The organism is Bradyrhizobium cenepequi, from assembly GCF_020329485.1.
GTDB classification, from domain to species: domain Bacteria; phylum Pseudomonadota; class Alphaproteobacteria; order Rhizobiales; family Xanthobacteraceae; genus Bradyrhizobium; species Bradyrhizobium cenepequi.
On record NZ_JAGKJI010000004.1, the window covers coordinates 200903 to 217531 of the forward strand.

Genomic DNA, 16629 nt, shown 5'->3' on the forward strand with positions numbered 1-16629 from the left:
ATTCATTTAATTTCGCCAATTTATCGTTGCCCTATTTAATATTTTATTATACATTAAAAAATGGTTAAGTCAGGCCACGTGTGATCATTTCAGCCAGCCATGAATTTCATAACCCGCAATATTGCAGCGGACGTCCACGGCGAGTTTGCCGCTCGTAACTTCAGTCCACCGCTGAAGTCAGAACGAAAATGGCCGATTCGCTATCGTTCCATCGAGTTGCTCGCGACCTGCAGCGATATCGCGATCATCCTGATCGCCAGCATGCTTTCTACACTGCTTTACCGGCTCTACGCTGGCGACACCGCGGCCGATATCAGTAAGGCGGTAGGTTCCGCGATCGTCGTCTCGGCACTCTATGTTTCGTTGCTGAAGATGCAAGGCATGTACCGGCCGCCTGAGCTTCTCGCGCTTCGCCGTCAAACTCACGCCGTTTGCCTCTCCTGGATGTCCGTGTTCGTTCTGCTCAGCGGAGCCGTTGGCGCCCTGAACATTAGTGCCGAACTCTCCCGCGGCGCCGGCGCGGCCTTTGCTGTTGCCGGCCTGGCGATGCTGATCGGAAACCGGGTCATCACGAGAGCCCTGCTCCTGAAAGGCCTCAACGACCGAAAATTTTCCGGTGGCAATGTGGTACTGATCACGGACCAGGCGCAGTCGCGTGACACGGGACTGGCGCAGGCGCTCACGTCACTGGGATTTCGGTTGACCGGACATTTCAGCCTGCCTCGGCCGGGTGCCAGTTCAAGTCACCGCAAGCGCCTTAGCGCTCTTGTCGTCCAGCACGCACGCGGCTTCGACCTCGAAGAAATCATTGTGGAGGCGGATCCGAACCGGTGGCGCGAATTGCGCGAGTTCGTTGCCGAGCTGAGGGTCTTGCCGTTTCCGGTCGTCTTCGTTCCGGTCGGAGCTGCGTCGGAGATGCTCGCACAACCGACACGCGATCTTGGAAGCGCCATAGGTGTTGAAGTCCAACGCGGGCCTCTCACCCCAATTGAACGGGCTGCCAAGCGATGCATTGACCTGATCGGCGCTGGAATCTGCCTGATCACATTGGCGCCGCTGCTGGCCGCAGTTGCCGTCATGATCAAGCTGGACTCGCCGGGCCCCATTCTCTTCAGGCAGCAACGCTGCGGCTTCAACGGCCGGAGCTTTGCGATCTACAAGTTTCGCACGATGCGGGTGCTGGAGAATGGGCCTTCGGTGACCCAAGCCGTGGCCGCCGACAGCCGCGTGACCCGGATTGGCAAATGGCTGCGCAGGACGAGCATAGATGAGCTGCCCCAGCTTCTAAATGTGCTGGAAGGGAGCATGTCTCTGATCGGTCCACGACCGCATGCGATGGCGCACGACAGTCAATTCGACAAGGCGGTCCAGCACTACGCCTTCCGGCGGCGGGTCAAGCCTGGGCTCACCGGTTGGGCACAAATCCATGGCTGCCGCGGTCCGACGCCCACAACGGACCTGATCGAGCAACGCGTCGAATACGACCTGTGGTACATCGACAATTGGAGTCTACGATTGGACCTCGCAATTCTCCTTCGGACCCCAATGGAGGTATTGCGAGCGCGCAACGCTTTCTAGAGCGCATTGCGGTTCTTGCTTGAATCAGGCCGACGCTCCAACCCCTTGCCTTGACGCGTTTTCTTTACGCGACCCGGTGTCTATCTCGCTGGAGAACGGCTCTAGGTGCGCCGGATCGAAGCCGCTCCCGGCGGGGGTCGCCCGAATGAATGCAAGATCGTTCAAGCCCGAATGACATGTCCTGCATGTCCTGCCGGGCCACTGTTTGCGTCATCCTGATGATCGAGGATTCGCTTTCCAGGAACGCTCTCCAGGATCAGGCGCGCTGCCGGACCTTGGAGCCGCTGTTGCTGATCCGGAACTCTTCGATCTTCTTGCCTGACTTCATCGCGGCGACGAGCCATCGCGGTAGCTTGCCACGTCCCGACCAGGTCTCAGAGGTCTTAGGATTGCGGTATTTCGGCAGCACCCTCGGATATTTCCGCCGCGGCTTCCCGGCTGGGAGTGCGCGTGCATCGTCCGGCTCGCGCGTGGCCGCCACGCCCCGGCTAAGAACCGCCAACCGCTTCTCGAGTTCGCGCTTCTCTGCTTCGATTCGAGCCGACAATATCGCGCTGATCTCCTCATGAAGCGACCAGAGATCATCTAGAGACATGGACTTTAGTTCGATTTCTTTCGCCGACATGGTCGTCCCGCGGTTCCACCTTAATAATCGGCTGTCATATTGCCTCGTTCATTATTAATCAAGGGGAATGCCAAAAGGTTCCAAGACAAGTTCTGGATAAATCCGCCTTGTACACATTTATGTGCGTACAGCCTATTCTAGAAGCTGCAACAATCCAGAATAACCCGCAATAAGATATGTTACTGACTTTAAAGTGCGGCGCAGGATTCGAGCAGGCCTCTGGCGCGGAATGCCGACCTCTGGCGCAATCGCCTGCTACTCCTCTTGCGCAGGCTCGAGACCAGGCGCTCGCCGCCCCTGCTCGCGGGCGGCCGTAACCGGCAGCGAATTACTTCAATATCCCTCAAGGCAAGACGTCGAAGCTCGATCTGAGCCCGCAAGGCTCGAATATCCCGCAGCGCAGCGGAAGGGGCGATGAAGTGACTGACGATCTCATGAAGATGGCAGAGGGGGAGCTCAATACGGTCCATTTCTCAAACCCTTACAACACCAACTTAAACCACGTTTCCGCACAATTATTTATCTATTTAAACCCGCAGCGCGGCCGAAAATTCCAGCGTAGCTTGCCAATAAAAAACGATTTATCAAGCATTAAATAAATCATTGGATATAATATTTACGTCACATATAATGTCTTCCATTCACGTCAGCGCTCAGCACGTTTATTGACTGAGCAGAGAGTGTGTTTTTGTTCAGAGATTGCCCCCGCCCGGGCTCAAATTGGTCGCGAGAGCACGATGCGAAAATTAGATTTTGAGGCTATGACCTTCGACGAGCTCTGGCTTCTCCACGAAGAGATTACGAAGATTTTGTCGGAGAGAATCACAGCGGAGAAGCTCGAGCTGGAGAAACGCCTGGCTCAGCTCAATCCGCCCGAGCCGATTCAAGATGGCACAGGCTCCGAGCCTAGCAGCGAACGGCCGCGTCGCAGATATCCAAGGGTGCCGCCAAAATACTGCAACCCAATGGAACCGACGGAAACGTGGTCCGGTCGCGGCAAGCAACCCCGATGGCTCGTCGCGGCGCTGCAGTCCGGCCGCAAGCTGGAGGAGTTCAGGATCGAGGACAGCGAGAAGACGACGGACGACAACAGCGCTCAGCACACCTGAGCGCGTCATTCGCCGAAATACTTAGCTGTGCAACTGAACGGGACCGGTTTGCACGGCTCCGCGCGTGTACTCGAGGTGCCTGGCAAGACTGGTGCGAATGCCTGAAATCTCGCCCAGAAGGACGTCGCAGAGTTGAATTCGGGAGGCAATGACAGTTGGGTTGGCCCCCTCACCGTTCAAAAGGTGAAGCTGAATTTGCGCCTGCTTGATCGCGTTAAGGGAATCCCAAAGGACGCAATCACCCGACTGATAAATGTTCCTCATTATTGACTCCCGATTATCCAAATAAATGACCAGTGGCAGGCAATAACTACTTTCGTTAGTCGGCAACGAAGGACAACGGTTCATCCATCCCGCGACAATTTTACGCGCAAGTATTTGTCGCATCCTTTCCGTTCCGAAGATCGGACAAGCGGGCAAAGCGAACCTCGCTCGCCTCCGTCCAGGCAAGGATAGCTTAAATCGACCTAGAATGCGACGCAACCGAGATCAGCTGAGATGTGCAATTTCCGATCCTTTCTTAAGCTAGATTAGACCTTCCCGCATATGCGAGTGAATTTCGGCCCAATGATTTTCCTCGCACTACGTGTTTTCATCGACGGCGCGCGATTTGACCGTATATGCGCCGCCGGCAAGCGGCGTCCACGTGTAGGTCCAGTCTTGATATCCGCTCGCGTGTGCCAGGTCGCTCCGCCATCCGTCGACACTTCGACGACCGCAACCAATCCGCCTCCTGCATCAATCGCGGTCCTGCTTACTGCGCAGCGCAGGATGTAGCGAGAATTCAGGTGCTCAGAGGTACCGCTGAGGGCAAAGAAGCAGGTCGTGCGCTCTCTTTTGAGATTCCGGAATCCCTTCGGGTTCTGGCCGCACCTGATTTAATTGACAAAAATAAAACTGAATATTAGACACGAAATTAAATATTTAATGTTCTGCACCGACACCCAAGATAGTGGCGGCGGGACCAGCATGAAGCATCAACGGGGCCGCAGTTCATCGGCTAGAAAAGCTTATGAAAGAGAGTGCGAGCGAGGCCAGTCGGCTGCCAGTCACCGTCCTCAGTGGATTTCTCGGTGCGGGGAAGACGGCACTGCTTAACCACGTGCTGAGGAATCGCGAGGGCCTACGCGTTGCGGTCATCGTTAATGACATGAGTCAGCTGAACATAGATGCGAGTCTGGTCAGCAACGGTGGCGCTAACCTGTCACATACGACCGAGACACTGGTCGAGCTCAGCAATGGTTGCATATGCTGCACGTTGCGTGACGACCTCCTGCTGGAGGTCAGGCGATTGGCTAAAGAACGGCGCTTTGATTACCTTCTCATCGAAGGAACAGGGATTTCCGAACCTCTTCCCATTGCGGCCACTTTCTCCTTTCGGGACGAAGCTGGTGCATCTCTTTCCGATCTTGCGAGACTCGACACAATGGTTACCGTTGTGGACGCCTTGAGCCTGCTCGCCAACTACAGCAGTCGCGATCTGCTGCGCGACCACGGCGAGTTACGCGATACGTACGACCAGCGGACGCTCGTCGATCTTTTGGTTGAGCAGATCGAATTTGCCGATGTCGTGGTGATCAACAAGGTATCAGAAGCGACAGAGGCGACGCGCGCGGAAATTCGCAAGGTTGTTGCCGCGCTCAATCCCCAGGCGCGCCAAGTCGAGACCGACTTCGGCGAAGTTCCCCTCAAGGCGATTCTCAACACAGGTCTTTTCAATGAAGCAAAGGCAGCGACACATCCGCTCTGGCATAAGGAGTTATACAGCCCCGATTCCCATGTGCCAGAGACCGAGGAGTACGGCATATTCAGTTTCGTTTACCGGGAAAGACGTCCCTTCGATCCCGTCAGACTCTTGTCTTTTCTCAATAAGCCATGGCCGGGTGTGATTCGCGCCAAGGGACATTTCTGGCTTGCCACCCGTCCGGACTGGGTGGGTCTCCTCTCCGTTGCTGGAATGCAACGTCGGTGCGAGCCCATGGGCTATTGGTGGGCGACAGTCCCAAAGCCGAGGTGGCCAAGCCATCCTCAGTTTCGAGAACATCTCAACAGTCGATGGGACGGTATTTGGGGCGACCGTCGCCAGGAACTCGTGTTCATCGGTTCAGACATGGACGAAGTGTACATCCGGGCCTCGCTGGACGGCTGCCTTACCCAATCGGAGTATGGGTTCGATCCGCAGAGCTGGCGCAATCTCAGCGACCCGTTTCCACCTTGGCATTATCCTGATCACACGAACGATACCGGCGCGCTCCTTCGCTAGAGCTCGACGCCTGCCGGCGCGCGAGGCGCCGGGCAACAGAAGCTCCACCGGATTCAACCCATGGCTATCCACCGTTTAGTTTGATGCAAGAGCGGACTTCGGGCCGCTCACCAAAACTTGTGCTCGACATGGAGACAAAATTAATATTAAAATATTTAATCTGAATTAATATCGCGGTTTAATTCGATGCAATTAAACGTTTGTCCAGCGATGCCGTGGTCGTAGCAACCATCATGAATAACAGTGCAGGCGCAGCCAGACGGCAAATCGAACCGTGTGGCTTGTCGAACCAGCACGCGTCCTGGTTCAGGTTCACGGCCCCCGGCAGCACGACTGTGCAGCGATCCACGGTCGGCATGTCCGCAAAGTTTGAAGCCGTCGCTTCGGCATCCACTCTGTCGTCAACGCCGCAGATCTCAGAATCTGTATCTGTCATGCGTATTCCCCTCATTCTCGCGAGGACATCATGAGGTCCCTATACGAAGATTCTGGTTTGGGCCGTATTGCTCTCGGATTGGAGACTTGGCGACGCACTCTCCTGCGAGGAAAAGTCCGGCCGTCCGATTCAGACGCTGAGAACGGGTTGCTATCGCCGTTCGACGCACGGAATTTGTTGGAAAGTCCGGGCCTGAGTGCCTCACGTGCCGCGGCGTTGGTATCCACTGAAACCCGGGACGCCGGACTTGCTGGGTTGACAGCAGAAGTCCGAACGCCTGCCTCTGCAGCAGCCGAACCAGCGACGTCAAATCCCGTCGTCATCCTTGGTCAGGTCCCCTCGGCGGCCTTGACCCCGGACATCATTGGATCTTCCACACCTCCAGCAGTCGCGCAGATTTGTGGTTGCGGCTACTTCATTGCTCCAACACGATTGCTCGATCAGAGAGCAGCCAATGGGGCGCCGGTGCAATTGAGCGGCCAGTTGCACGATAGCCGAGTGTCCGGGGCGACAGATCTCGTGTTGGCCGGCCAAGCCGGGGGCATGGGAGCCTCCATCAGTGTCGACATGTCATTGCAGAACGTTGCGCCGCTTACAGGTTGGCTGCCAGGCGGAGGGTCGATTACAGGTTCGAACGTGCTGCCGGGCGGCGCAGAGACGGGTACGGGGACGTCGAATGGCATAATCGGAACGCTGTCCGGCTCGGTGACCACCGCGCAAACCTCCTCTCCCGCGCGGCAGGTCGCCACAACGGCATCGCCAAATCTTCTCGCGGCCGCCGCGACATCTACAAACCCGATTGTTCTTGAGAATCAGAAGCAGGGAACCCCACAAAGCGTTTGGGATATCGACGGCGCTGGCAGTTCGAATATCGAAGGTTTTGCTACTGACATCAGCGTCAACATCGGCAACAGAGTTGACTTCAAGATCAATACGGATTCATCGGACTACCGGATCGAGATCTATCGCCTCGGTTACTATGGCGGCATGGGTGCTCGACTTGTCACCACTATTCAGCACACGGGCGTGCAAAACCAGCCTGCGCCGCTGCGCGACGCGGCCACCGGCTTGGTCGATGCCGGCAACTGGTCCGTTTCCGCATCCTGGAACGTTCCGGGGGACGCGGTGTCCGGTGTCTATATCGCAAAGCTTGTGCGGGAGGATGGAACTTTCGGCGAGAATCATATCCCGTTCATCGTGAGAGACGACAGCAGCACGAGTGATGTGGTCTTTCAGACCTCTGACACAACGTGGCAAGCGTATAACGGGTGGGGCGGCGCAAACTTCTATGGCGGCAACGGTCCTGCCACAGGTCAAGGTGCGGGACGCGCCTACGCGGTAAGCTACAATCGGCCTATTGCCACCCGCGGCGGCATCGGAACCGCTTCTGGTCCGCAGGACTATTTGTTCGGCGCCGAATACGCGGCGATCTATTGGCTGGAGCAGAACGGTTATGACGTCTCCTACATGGCGGGCGTCGATACAGACCGTTACGGCAGTCTGCTTCTCAACCACAAGCTCTACCTCGACGCCGGGCACGATGAGTATTGGTCAGGGCAGCAACGCGCCAATGTCGAGGCAGCCCGGGACGCCGGCGTGAATCTGGCGTTCTGGAGCGGCAACGAGATGTATTGGCGCACGCGCTGGGGCAACAGCATAAGCAGCGACGCCACGGCCTACCGCACGTTGATCTCCTATAAAGAAACCTGGGCAAATTCGTCGATCGATCCGAGCGACCAGTGGACCGGAACGTTTCGTGATCCGCGCTTCAGCCCACCGGCGACCGGCGGAGGGATTCCGGAAAATGCCTTGATCGGACAGATGTTCCAGGTCGATGATGTCGGCGTCACCCAAGCCGACGCCCTGCAGGCCATCACAATTCCCTACGACGACGCCAACCTGCGCTTCTGGCGCAACACCAGCGTTGCCAATCTTCAGCCGGCGCAGACCGCGACGCTGACGAAGAATTATCTCGGCTATGAGTGGGACGAAGCGCCCGACAACGGATTCGATCCCGCCGGCCTGGTTCGGCTCTCCTCGACAACGCTCCCGGTCAATACTTATCTGCTTGATTACGGCAACACAGTCGGAAGTGGCATCTCAACACATAATCTGACTCTCTATCGCGCAGCGAGCGGCGCATTGGTCTTCGGCGCCGGAACGGTCTACTGGCCGTGGGGCCTGAGCGACAATCACGACCTGCAACCAACTCCCAGCGACCCACGCGTGCAACAGGCGATGATCAACCTGTTGGCCGATATGGGCATTCAGCCAGGAACGCTCCAGTCGGGGATGGTCGCAGCAACCGCCTCAACGGACACTACCCGTCCAACCTCCACGATCAACGCACTGGCAAGTTTCAGTGCACAAAGTGTGGTCACGATTTCCGGCACCGCAGCGGATTTTGGTGGCGGCGTGATCGCCGGTGTCGAGGTGTCAACGGACGGCGGAGCGACTTGGTTTAATGCAACCGGTGATGAGACGTGGACCTATACCTGGTCGCCGCAGGTTGCCGGGACCTACACCATCAAGTCTCGCGCGGTGGATGACAGCATCAATCTGGAAATGCCTTCGGCAGGTCGCACGGTGACTGTCACCGCGCCGTCTTACCTCACGCTATTCCCGGGCTCGGCAAGCGCCGATATCGTCAACACCACGGATGCAAGCGCTGTCGAGCTGGGTGTGAGGTTTCAAACGTCGATATCCGGCACGGTAAGCGGGATCCGCTTCTACAAGAGCAGCCAGGATACGGGTACCCATACCGGCTCACTTTGGTCGAGCACCGGAACCTTGCTCGCAACCGCAACGTTCACAAACGAAACCGCAACCGGCTGGCAGAGCGTGACATTCTCTAACCCAGTCTCGCTGACGCCGGGCGCCACTTATGTCGCCTCCTATCACACGAACGTCGGTCATTACTCCGTCAGCTCTGACTACTTCACGAGCGATGTGACGAGCGGTCCCCTGACCGCTTCCGCTAATGGCAATGGCGTCTACACCTACAGCAGTAACCGCGCGTTCCCGACAAACACGTTTTCGGGGGAGAATTACTGGGTTGACGTCATGTTCAATCCATCCACCGTCAATGGAGCGCCGGTGGCCGCCAATGACGTCGGGCCGACCGCGACACGCGATTTGGCCATCACGATCGCAGCGTCGACCCTGACCGGGAACGACAGTGATCCCGATGGGGATGCAATTAGCGTCACCGCGGTGAGCGGAGCGACGAACGGCACCGTCGTCCTTAATACCCAGCCCAATCCACAAAACAACACCATCACGTTTACGCCCAATGCCGGCTACACCGGTCCGGCGAGCTTCACCTACACGATCTCCGATGGCCGCGGCGGTACGGCGTCGGCCACGGTCAGCTTCACCGTGGCACCGCCGGGAACCGCTCCCGTCAGCCTGTTCAGCGGGTCTGATATACCGGCGCAGACCAACCTGAATGACGGATCCCAGCTCGAAGTCGGGATGAAGTTCACATCCTCGGTCGCCGGCCAGATCACGGCTCTCAAATTCTATCGCAGCCCCGGCGACACCGGTGTCAACACACTCGATCTCTGGACGGCGACAGGCACTCGCCTTGCCACGGTCACCTTCTCCAATACGTCGGCCAGCGGTTGGCAGACCGTCACGCTGCCATCCGGGGTTTCGATTGCCGCCAACACCACCTACATCGCGTCCTATCACACCACCGGCGCCTATGTGGCGACCAACAACTACTTCACCACGGCCGTGACAAACGGGCCGTTAACCGCGCCTTCCAGCACTGCCTCTGGCGGCAATGGCGTGTATTCCTACGGTGGAACCAGCACCTCCGGAATCTTCCCGACCAGTTCCTATAACGCTGCCAACTATTGGGTTGATGTCGTGTTTGCGCCGTCCGGCGGCGGCAGCAATCAGCCGCCGGTTGCCAACAACGACAGCGGCTACACCACCACGCAGAACACCGCGGTGACCATTGCCGCATCGGCTCTGCTTGCCAACGACACCGATCCGAATGGCGACCCGCTGACAATCACGGGGGTGAGCGGCGCCGTCAACGGCACCGTCAGCTTCAACGCCCAGACCAACGTCGTCACCTTCACGCCGACCGCCGGGTATACCGGCGCCGCGTCGTTCAACTATGCCATCTCTGATGGTCGCGGCGGCACCGCGAGTGCAACGGCGACTCTGACGGTGAACGCGGCAGCCAACCAGCCGCCGGTTGCCAACAACGACGGCGGCTACACCACCACGCAGAACACCGCGGTGACCATTGCCGCATCGGCCCTGCTTGCCAACGACACCGATCCGAATGGCGACCCGCTGACAATCACGGGGGTGAGCGGCGCCGTCAACGGCGCCGTCAGCTTCAACGCCCAGACCAACGTCGTCACCTTCACGCCGACCGCCGGGTATACCGGCGCCGCGTCGTTCAACTATGCCATCTCTGATGGGCGCGGCGGCACCGCGAGTGCAACGGCGACTTTGACGGTGAACGCGGCAGCCAACCAGCCGCCGGTTGCCAACAACGATAGCGGCTACAGCACCACGCAGAACACCGCTGTGACCATCGCTGCATCGGCCCTGCTTGCCAACGACACCGATCCGAACGGCGACCCGCTGGCAATCACGGGCGTGAGCGGCGCCGTCAACGGCACCGTCAGCTTCAACGCCCAGACCAATGTCATCACCTTCACGCCAACTACCGGCTACATCGGCCCTGCGTCGTTCAGCTACGCCATCTCCGACGGGCGCGGTGGCACCGCGACGGCAACCGCGAACTTGTCAGTGACCACAACGACGCTCAGCTTGTTCTCAAGTTCAAACACGCCTGCGCTTCTCTCGGATCCCGACACAGTCCCGATCAATCTCGGGGTACGGTTCACGTCTTCTGCGGCCGGCACCATCAACGGCATCAAATACTACAAGGGCGCGGGCGACACCGGTACTCATACCGGCTCGTTGTGGAGCAGCACGGGCACGCTGCTGGCGACCGCTACGTTCACGAATGAAACCAGCAGCGGCTGGCAAACCGTCATCTTCAGCAATCCAGTTTCGATCACCGCCGGCACGACCTACGTGGCGAGCTTCCAGAGCAACGGCCACTACACGTCCACCGCAAACTACTTCACCACTGCGCGCGTCAATGGCCCGCTCACAGCATCTGCCGGGAACAACGGCGTTTACACCTACGGCACCGGCAATCTGTTCCCGACCAGCACCTACAATGCCACGAACTACTGGGTGGACGTGCTCTTCAGCCCTGCGGCCGGCGGCGCCAACCAAGCACCGGTCGCAGCGAACGACTCCGGCTTCAGCGTCACTCAAAACTCCTCGCTCACGATCTCAGCGTCCGCGCTGCTCGCCAACGACACCGATCCAGACGGCGATAACCTGACGATCACGGGCGCAAGCAACGGCGTCAACGGTGCCGCAAGCTTCAACGCTCAGACCAATACCGTCACTTTCACACCCAACTCGGGCTATGCGGGACCGGCGTCGTTCACTTATGCCGTCTCCGACGGCCGGGGTGGAACGGCGAGCGCATCGGCCTCGCTGACCGTCAACGCCGCATCTGCCACTATCGTAAGCCTGTTCAGCTCTAATCCCACGCCGAGCATGGTATCGGTCAACGATCCGAACTCGGTAGAGCTTGGGCTCAAATTCCAAGCGTCCACCACCGGCGACATCACCGGGCTGCGCTTCTACAAGGGCCCATCGAACACCGGCACCCATACCGCGAATCTCTGGAGCAGCACCGGCACCCTGCTTGCCACCGCCACCTTCACCAACGAGACGGCCAGCGGCTGGCAGCAAGTCAACTTCGCCACGCCGGTCACGATCACTCCAGGTACGACGTATATCGCGTCTTATCACACCTCAGGAAACTACTCTGCCGATCCCAACCTGTTCAGCTCGGCGGTTAGCAACGGGCCGCTGACGGCTCCATCGTCAGCCTCGAGCGGAGGTAATGGCATGTATGCGTATGGATCAGGCAGCCTTTTCCCGACTAACACCTACAACTCGACAAGTTACGGCGTCGACGTGCTGTTCCGTCCGCAACTCGCGGCGTAACGGCTGATTTGCCGGCTTCGGGGCTGGCTCCGGCAACTCGGATCAAATCCGGGTTGCCACCCTTGATCGTTCTCGCAGCGCGTCCGAGCGATCTTTGCCTTCGGCACCGCATCGATTTCCGTTTCGTCTTCTTCATGATCCGCTCCGTTTATCGAAAGGAAACGGCATTCTCACCACCTCCCGCGGCAGGCTCACCCGCGTCTTGCAGCGGTTGCACTTAACCTCAAGCCAGCCGAGCCCGCCGTTGATGCACGGCCGATCGTCGGCGGACGGCTGAGCTGGCTCGTGAGCGGTGTTCTTAAGCCACGGCCTTGAGGTCTTGCTTTCCGTAGGCCCAAGGTAACAGCTGATCGATATTGCGGTTGAGATGACCGTTGGCGATCCTGTTGAGGACATCTGTCAGATAGCCGAGCGGATCGACGTCGTTGAGTTTACAGGTTTCGATCAGCGAGGCGATGGTCGCCCAATGCTCGGCTCCCCCGTCAGAACCTGCGAACGACGCATCCTTTCGATTGAGCGCGATCGGGCGAATGGAACGTTCGACGATATTGTTGTCGGGTTCGATGCGGCCGTCGATTGCGGGCCGGAAAATTCCGGGACACGCTCGCGCTCGCCGAGCGCGCCTGGACCGTTGCGGAAGAGATCGCCGATCCCGTCGGACTGTCGGCCGCGCATCGATTGCTCAGCACCTCTCATCGTCTCGTGGGCAACCAGCCCGAGGCTCTCTCCCACCTGGAAACGTGGCAGCCGCGCCCGTCCCACATCACGGACACCAGCGCCTTCAACGCCGGCCGCGTGCCCCGGATCGGTCGTGGCCGCGTGCTCTGGCTGCTCGGCTTTCCGGATCAAGCGGTTGAGGCCGCCAGGAAGGCGGACGAGGAAGCGGCCAGTGTTCAGAGCCCGGTGCCGGTTTGCATCGTGACGATCTGGGGCGCAAACGTATTCGGATGGATCGGTGACTGGGACACAGTCGAAGAACGGGCCGATCGATTGATCGCCTACGCGAGCAAATACTCGCTCGCGCCGCATGTCGCCGTGGGCCACGGCATGAAGGGCGCCGTATTGATCAACCGCGGCGAGATCGAGCCTGGCGTCGAAATTGTTACAGGCGTCGCTGGCGAAGCTGAGGGCGGATCATTACGAACTCTATACCGGCGGGTTGTATCTGGCCTTGGCCGACGGCCTTGGAGCGAGCGGCCGACTGGATGAAGCCGTGACCGCGCTCGACGATACGATCGCCATCGCCAATGCAAACGGCGGTTCGTTGGATCTGCCGGAATTGCTGCGCACCAGGGGCACACTCCTGGCGCAGGCCGGAGATGCGGCCGCCGCGGAAGAGAACTTGCGGAGCTCGCTTGCCCTGGCGAGGAGCCATTCCGCGCTCTCACTACAACTCCGCACGACGACGAGCCTTGCCCGTCTGAAGATCGGTCAGGGAGATCCGGCCGAAGCGCACGCCACGCTTGCCGAAACCTACGGTCGGTTCACCGAGGGTTTCGACACGGCCGACCTTCGCGCGGCCAAAGGGCTTTTGAGCGAGATGAGTGCTGCGTCGATCTCGATGCCGAAACTATCCTCGGCCTAGCTGAGGCATTCTTGGCCTTAGCGGCGCCAATGCCAGCATCACCTGGTCTCATCGTGCTCTACACAGCCGGCGGATTGCGGTCGATAAAGGTCGAGCGCTGATGCCAATAGGGATAAGGCAACGTCACCTTGCTGGCTTCATCGAGCTTGGCAACCTGCTCCCCGGTCAACGACCATCCGATCGCGCCGAGGTTCTCGCGCAGCTGCGTTTCGTTGCGTGCGCCGACGATCAGCGTGGCCACCGTCGGTCGCTGCAACAGCCAGTTCAGCGCAATCTGCGATACGCTCTTGCCGGTTTCCTTGGCGATCTCGTCGATCGCATCCACCACGCGATAGACATGTTCATCCGGCACTGGCGGTCCGAACGAAGACGTCTGCGGCAGCCGGCTGACCTCCGGCCGCGGCTGGTTGCGCCGGATCTTGCCGGTGAGCCGGCCCCAGCCGAGCGGCGACCACACCACCGCGCCCAGACCCTGGTCGAGGCAGAGCGGCATCAACTCCCACTCATAATCGCGCCCGATCAACGAATAATAGGTCTGGTTGGCGACATAGCGCGGGAAGCCGTATTTGTCGGCAACCGAAAGCGCCTTCATCAGGTGCCAGCCGGAGAAATTCGAAACCCCGACATAGCGGATCTTGCCGGCACGCACGAGCGTATCCAGTGTTGCGAGTACCTCTTCTGGCGGCGTGAATGCATCGAAGCCGTGCAACTGGAACAGGTCGATATAATCGGTCCCTAGCCGGCCGAGCGAGCCGTCGACGGCCGCAAGCAGGTGTTGACGCGACGAACCGATATCGTTCGGTCCATCGCCGAAGCGGAAGCTGGCCTTGGTCGAGATCAGCAACTTGTCGCGTCGGCCCTTGATTGCCTGGCCGAGCACGCGTTCAGATTCGCCCATGGAGTAGACGTCGGCGGTGTCGAACATCGATACGCCGGCATCGAAGCAAATATCGACCAGCCGCCGCGCTTCGATAGCATCGGTATTGCCCCATGCGGCCAAGCGACCGACGCCGCCGAAGGTGCCGGTCCCGAAGCTGAGCGCGGGCACGCTAAGCCCTGTCTTTCCCAGGCGTCGGCATTCCATCTGTATTCTCCCAGCGTTGATCTGGCTTCGTACCTTGTGCGGTCTATCCAAGCGCCACCATGTTACGATCCTAACCAAATCTGGCACAGCCGCAATCACGGCTATGGAACGACGAAGTGAAGTCGAAGTGACTTGACACTCTGTGTCAGAGCGCCGCGCCCATCCACGTCACAAGCGGCCAGCGCAGCTTGAATTTCGGGTGCGAGGGAGCTTCCGCGAGTCCATCGCTCACCGTCTTCGCAGGGGGAGCCCGCAAGAACGGGATACATTCCTTTTTCGAACTCTTCGATTTCAATTCTTCAAGAGCGAGCGAGTGGCTCACAGCCGAATGATATGAATTTGGCGATATCATCGCCCGCACGAAGCAAATAAGTCCATTTACATCCTCCTCCGCGCTCTTTAGTAGTTAAGTACTAAATAAGAACTATATGGGAGATCAGCATGATAGAACGCCGCGCGGTCGCGATATTGGTCGGTGCGGGCGATGCCATCGGGGCCGCCGTGGCGCGGCGTTTTGCAAAAGGCGGCTACACCGTCTGCATCTGCCGCCGCGATGCCGCCAAATCGCAGCACCTGGTCGACGAGCTGAAGGCTGCAGGCCATGAGGTTCACGCGCTCAGCGTTGACGCCAGGCAGGAGGCGGAAGTCCAGGATCTGTTCGCGCGTGTCGAGAGGGAGGTCGGCCCGATCGAGATCTGCCTCTTCAATGCGGGCTCGAACGTCAACAAGCCGCTGCTCGAGACCACCGAAAAGCTGTTCTTCAAGGCTTGGGAGCTCGCCTGCTACGCCGGGTTTCTGGTCGGTCGCGAGGCGGCGCGCTACATGGTGCCGCGCGGCCATGGCACCATCTTCTTTACCGGCGCGACCGCGAGCATCCGCGGTGGCAACGGCTTTGCCGCGTTCTCATCTGCGAAATTCGCACTGCGCGCGGTCGCGCAAGCGATGGCGCGCGAGCTCGGTCCGAAGAACGTCCATGTCGTGCACCTGATCATCGATGCCGGCGTCGACAGTCGGGCCATACATGAGCGGATGAAGGCCCGCGGCATCGAGGCCAACGCGGTTCCACCCGACAGCCTGACCAAGACCGCGTCGATCGCGGAAGCCTATTGGTTCGCGCACCAACAGACGCGGGATGGCTGGACGCACGAGCTCGATCTGCGTCCCTCGGTGGAGAGATGGTGAGATGGCCGCGCCGGACCTGACCCTCTGGGGCGTGGGCACGAGCCGGACGATAAGGCCGCACTGGGCCATGTACGAGCTTGGCCTCTCCTACGCAACGAAACCGATCGGCCCCCGCACCGGCGAGACCAAAACCAAGGAATATACCGCGCTTAATCCACGGCAGAAGATTCCGCTGCTACAGGATGGCGATTTCTGTATCGGCGAGAGCGCAGCGATCGTTGCCTACCTGTCGCGGACCTATTCGATGCCAGATCGTGCGTTGATTCCGGAGAGCCAACGCGATTACGCCGTCTGGCTAGAATGGTGCTTCTTCATCGTTGCCGAGCTCGATTCGACGAGCCTTTATGTCATGCGCCGGCACAGGGCCGACGCGCTCGGGCGCATCTACGGGGTCGCACCCGAGGTCGTGACGCAGGCGGCAGAATATTTCCGCCAGCAATCGCGCCATGTGGAGGTCGCGCTCGCCGACGGCCGCCAATATCTGATGGGCGATCAATTCACCAGCGCCGATATTCTGCTCACCACCTGCCTCGATTGGGCGATCGCCTACGGTGTCGGCATCTGCGACAACGCCCATCCCTATCTCGAGCGCATGCACCAGCGGGAAGCGTATCAGCTCGGCCAGGCTGCCAACAGGCCGCTGGCTCCAACCACGCCGCCGCCGAAGACGTGACGACGTCACCTTACCCCTGCTTGAAGAGGTC

General features: G+C 59.3%; 11 protein-coding genes and 1 pseudogene. 8 read left to right on the forward strand and 4 right to left on the reverse strand.

The annotated features are described in order from the left end of the window. Positions 1-99 precede the first annotated feature (99 nt). Positions 100-1578 (forward strand): undecaprenyl-phosphate glucose phosphotransferase, encoded by a 1479-nt coding sequence (locus J6497_RS07905; protein WP_225703691.1) that lies wholly within the window; start codon positions 100-102, stop codon positions 1576-1578. Between the two features lie 256 nt (positions 1579-1834). Here J6497_RS07905 and J6497_RS07910 read toward each other — a convergent pair whose 3' ends face one another. Further along, positions 1835-2203: an H-NS histone family protein gene (locus tag J6497_RS07910; protein ID WP_225703692.1), complete on the reverse strand. Its 369-nt coding sequence runs from the start codon at positions 2201-2203 to the stop codon at positions 1835-1837. 737 nt (positions 2204-2940) lie between these two features. On the opposite strand from J6497_RS07910, the gene J6497_RS07915 reads away from it, so the two are divergent. Both J6497_RS07915 and J6497_RS07920 read left to right on the forward strand, forming a co-directional pair. Further along, entirely contained in the window at positions 2941-3312 is a 372-nt protein-coding gene (locus J6497_RS07915) for an H-NS histone family protein (RefSeq protein WP_225703758.1), read from the forward strand. Between the two features lie 1012 nt (positions 3313-4324). Beyond that, the gene (locus J6497_RS07920; RefSeq protein ID WP_225703693.1) at positions 4325-5575 is read left to right on the forward strand and encodes a GTP-binding protein; all 1251 of its coding nucleotides are present in this window, start codon (positions 4325-4327) and stop codon (positions 5573-5575) included. Between the two features lie 178 nt (positions 5576-5753). On the opposite strand, the gene J6497_RS07925 is transcribed toward J6497_RS07920, so the two are convergent. Further along, complete coding sequence (locus tag J6497_RS07925; RefSeq protein WP_225703694.1) at positions 5754-6011, reverse strand: hypothetical protein; 258 nt, start codon at positions 6009-6011, stop codon at positions 5754-5756. 498 nt (positions 6012-6509) lie between these two features. On the opposite strand from J6497_RS07925, the gene J6497_RS41525 reads away from it, so the two are divergent. After that, complete coding sequence (locus tag J6497_RS41525; RefSeq protein WP_225703695.1) at positions 6510-12074, forward strand: DUF4082 domain-containing protein; 5565 nt, start codon at positions 6510-6512, stop codon at positions 12072-12074. 298 nt (positions 12075-12372) lie between these two features. On the opposite strand, the pseudogene J6497_RS07935 reads toward J6497_RS41525, so the two are convergent. Continuing rightward, positions 12373-12651 (reverse strand): annotated as a pseudogene (locus tag J6497_RS07935) (transposase domain-containing protein); the annotation flags it as partial. Here J6497_RS07935 and J6497_RS07940 point away from each other — a divergent pair. Together J6497_RS07940 and J6497_RS07945 are read left to right on the forward strand one after the other, a co-directional pair. Further along, positions 12651-13283: a hypothetical protein gene (locus tag J6497_RS07940; RefSeq protein ID WP_225703762.1), complete on the forward strand. Its 633-nt coding sequence runs from the start codon at positions 12651-12653 to the stop codon at positions 13281-13283. The pseudogene J6497_RS07935 and the gene J6497_RS07940 overlap by 1 nt on opposite strands. 4 nt (positions 13284-13287) lie before the next feature. Next, on the forward strand, positions 13288-13659 hold the full coding sequence (locus tag J6497_RS07945; RefSeq protein WP_446479922.1) for a hypothetical protein: 372 nt from the start codon (positions 13288-13290) through the stop codon (positions 13657-13659). 58 nt (positions 13660-13717) lie between these two features. On the opposite strand, the gene J6497_RS07950 is transcribed toward J6497_RS07945, so the two are convergent. Beyond that, positions 13718-14743: an aldo/keto reductase gene (locus J6497_RS07950; protein WP_225703697.1), complete on the reverse strand. Its 1026-nt coding sequence runs from the start codon at positions 14741-14743 to the stop codon at positions 13718-13720. A gap of 441 nt (positions 14744-15184) precedes the next feature. On the opposite strand from J6497_RS07950, the gene J6497_RS07955 reads away from it, so the two are divergent. Together J6497_RS07955 and J6497_RS07960 are read left to right on the forward strand one after the other, a co-directional pair. After that, complete coding sequence (locus J6497_RS07955) at positions 15185-15925, forward strand: SDR family NAD(P)-dependent oxidoreductase (RefSeq protein WP_225703698.1); 741 nt, start codon at positions 15185-15187, stop codon at positions 15923-15925. Position 15926: 1 nt separating this feature from the next. Then, positions 15927-16598 carry a glutathione S-transferase family protein gene (locus tag J6497_RS07960; RefSeq protein WP_225703699.1) on the forward strand — a complete coding sequence of 224 codons (672 nt, stop codon included), beginning with the start codon at positions 15927-15929 and terminating at the stop codon, positions 16596-16598. Positions 16599-16629: the final 31 nt, after the last annotated feature.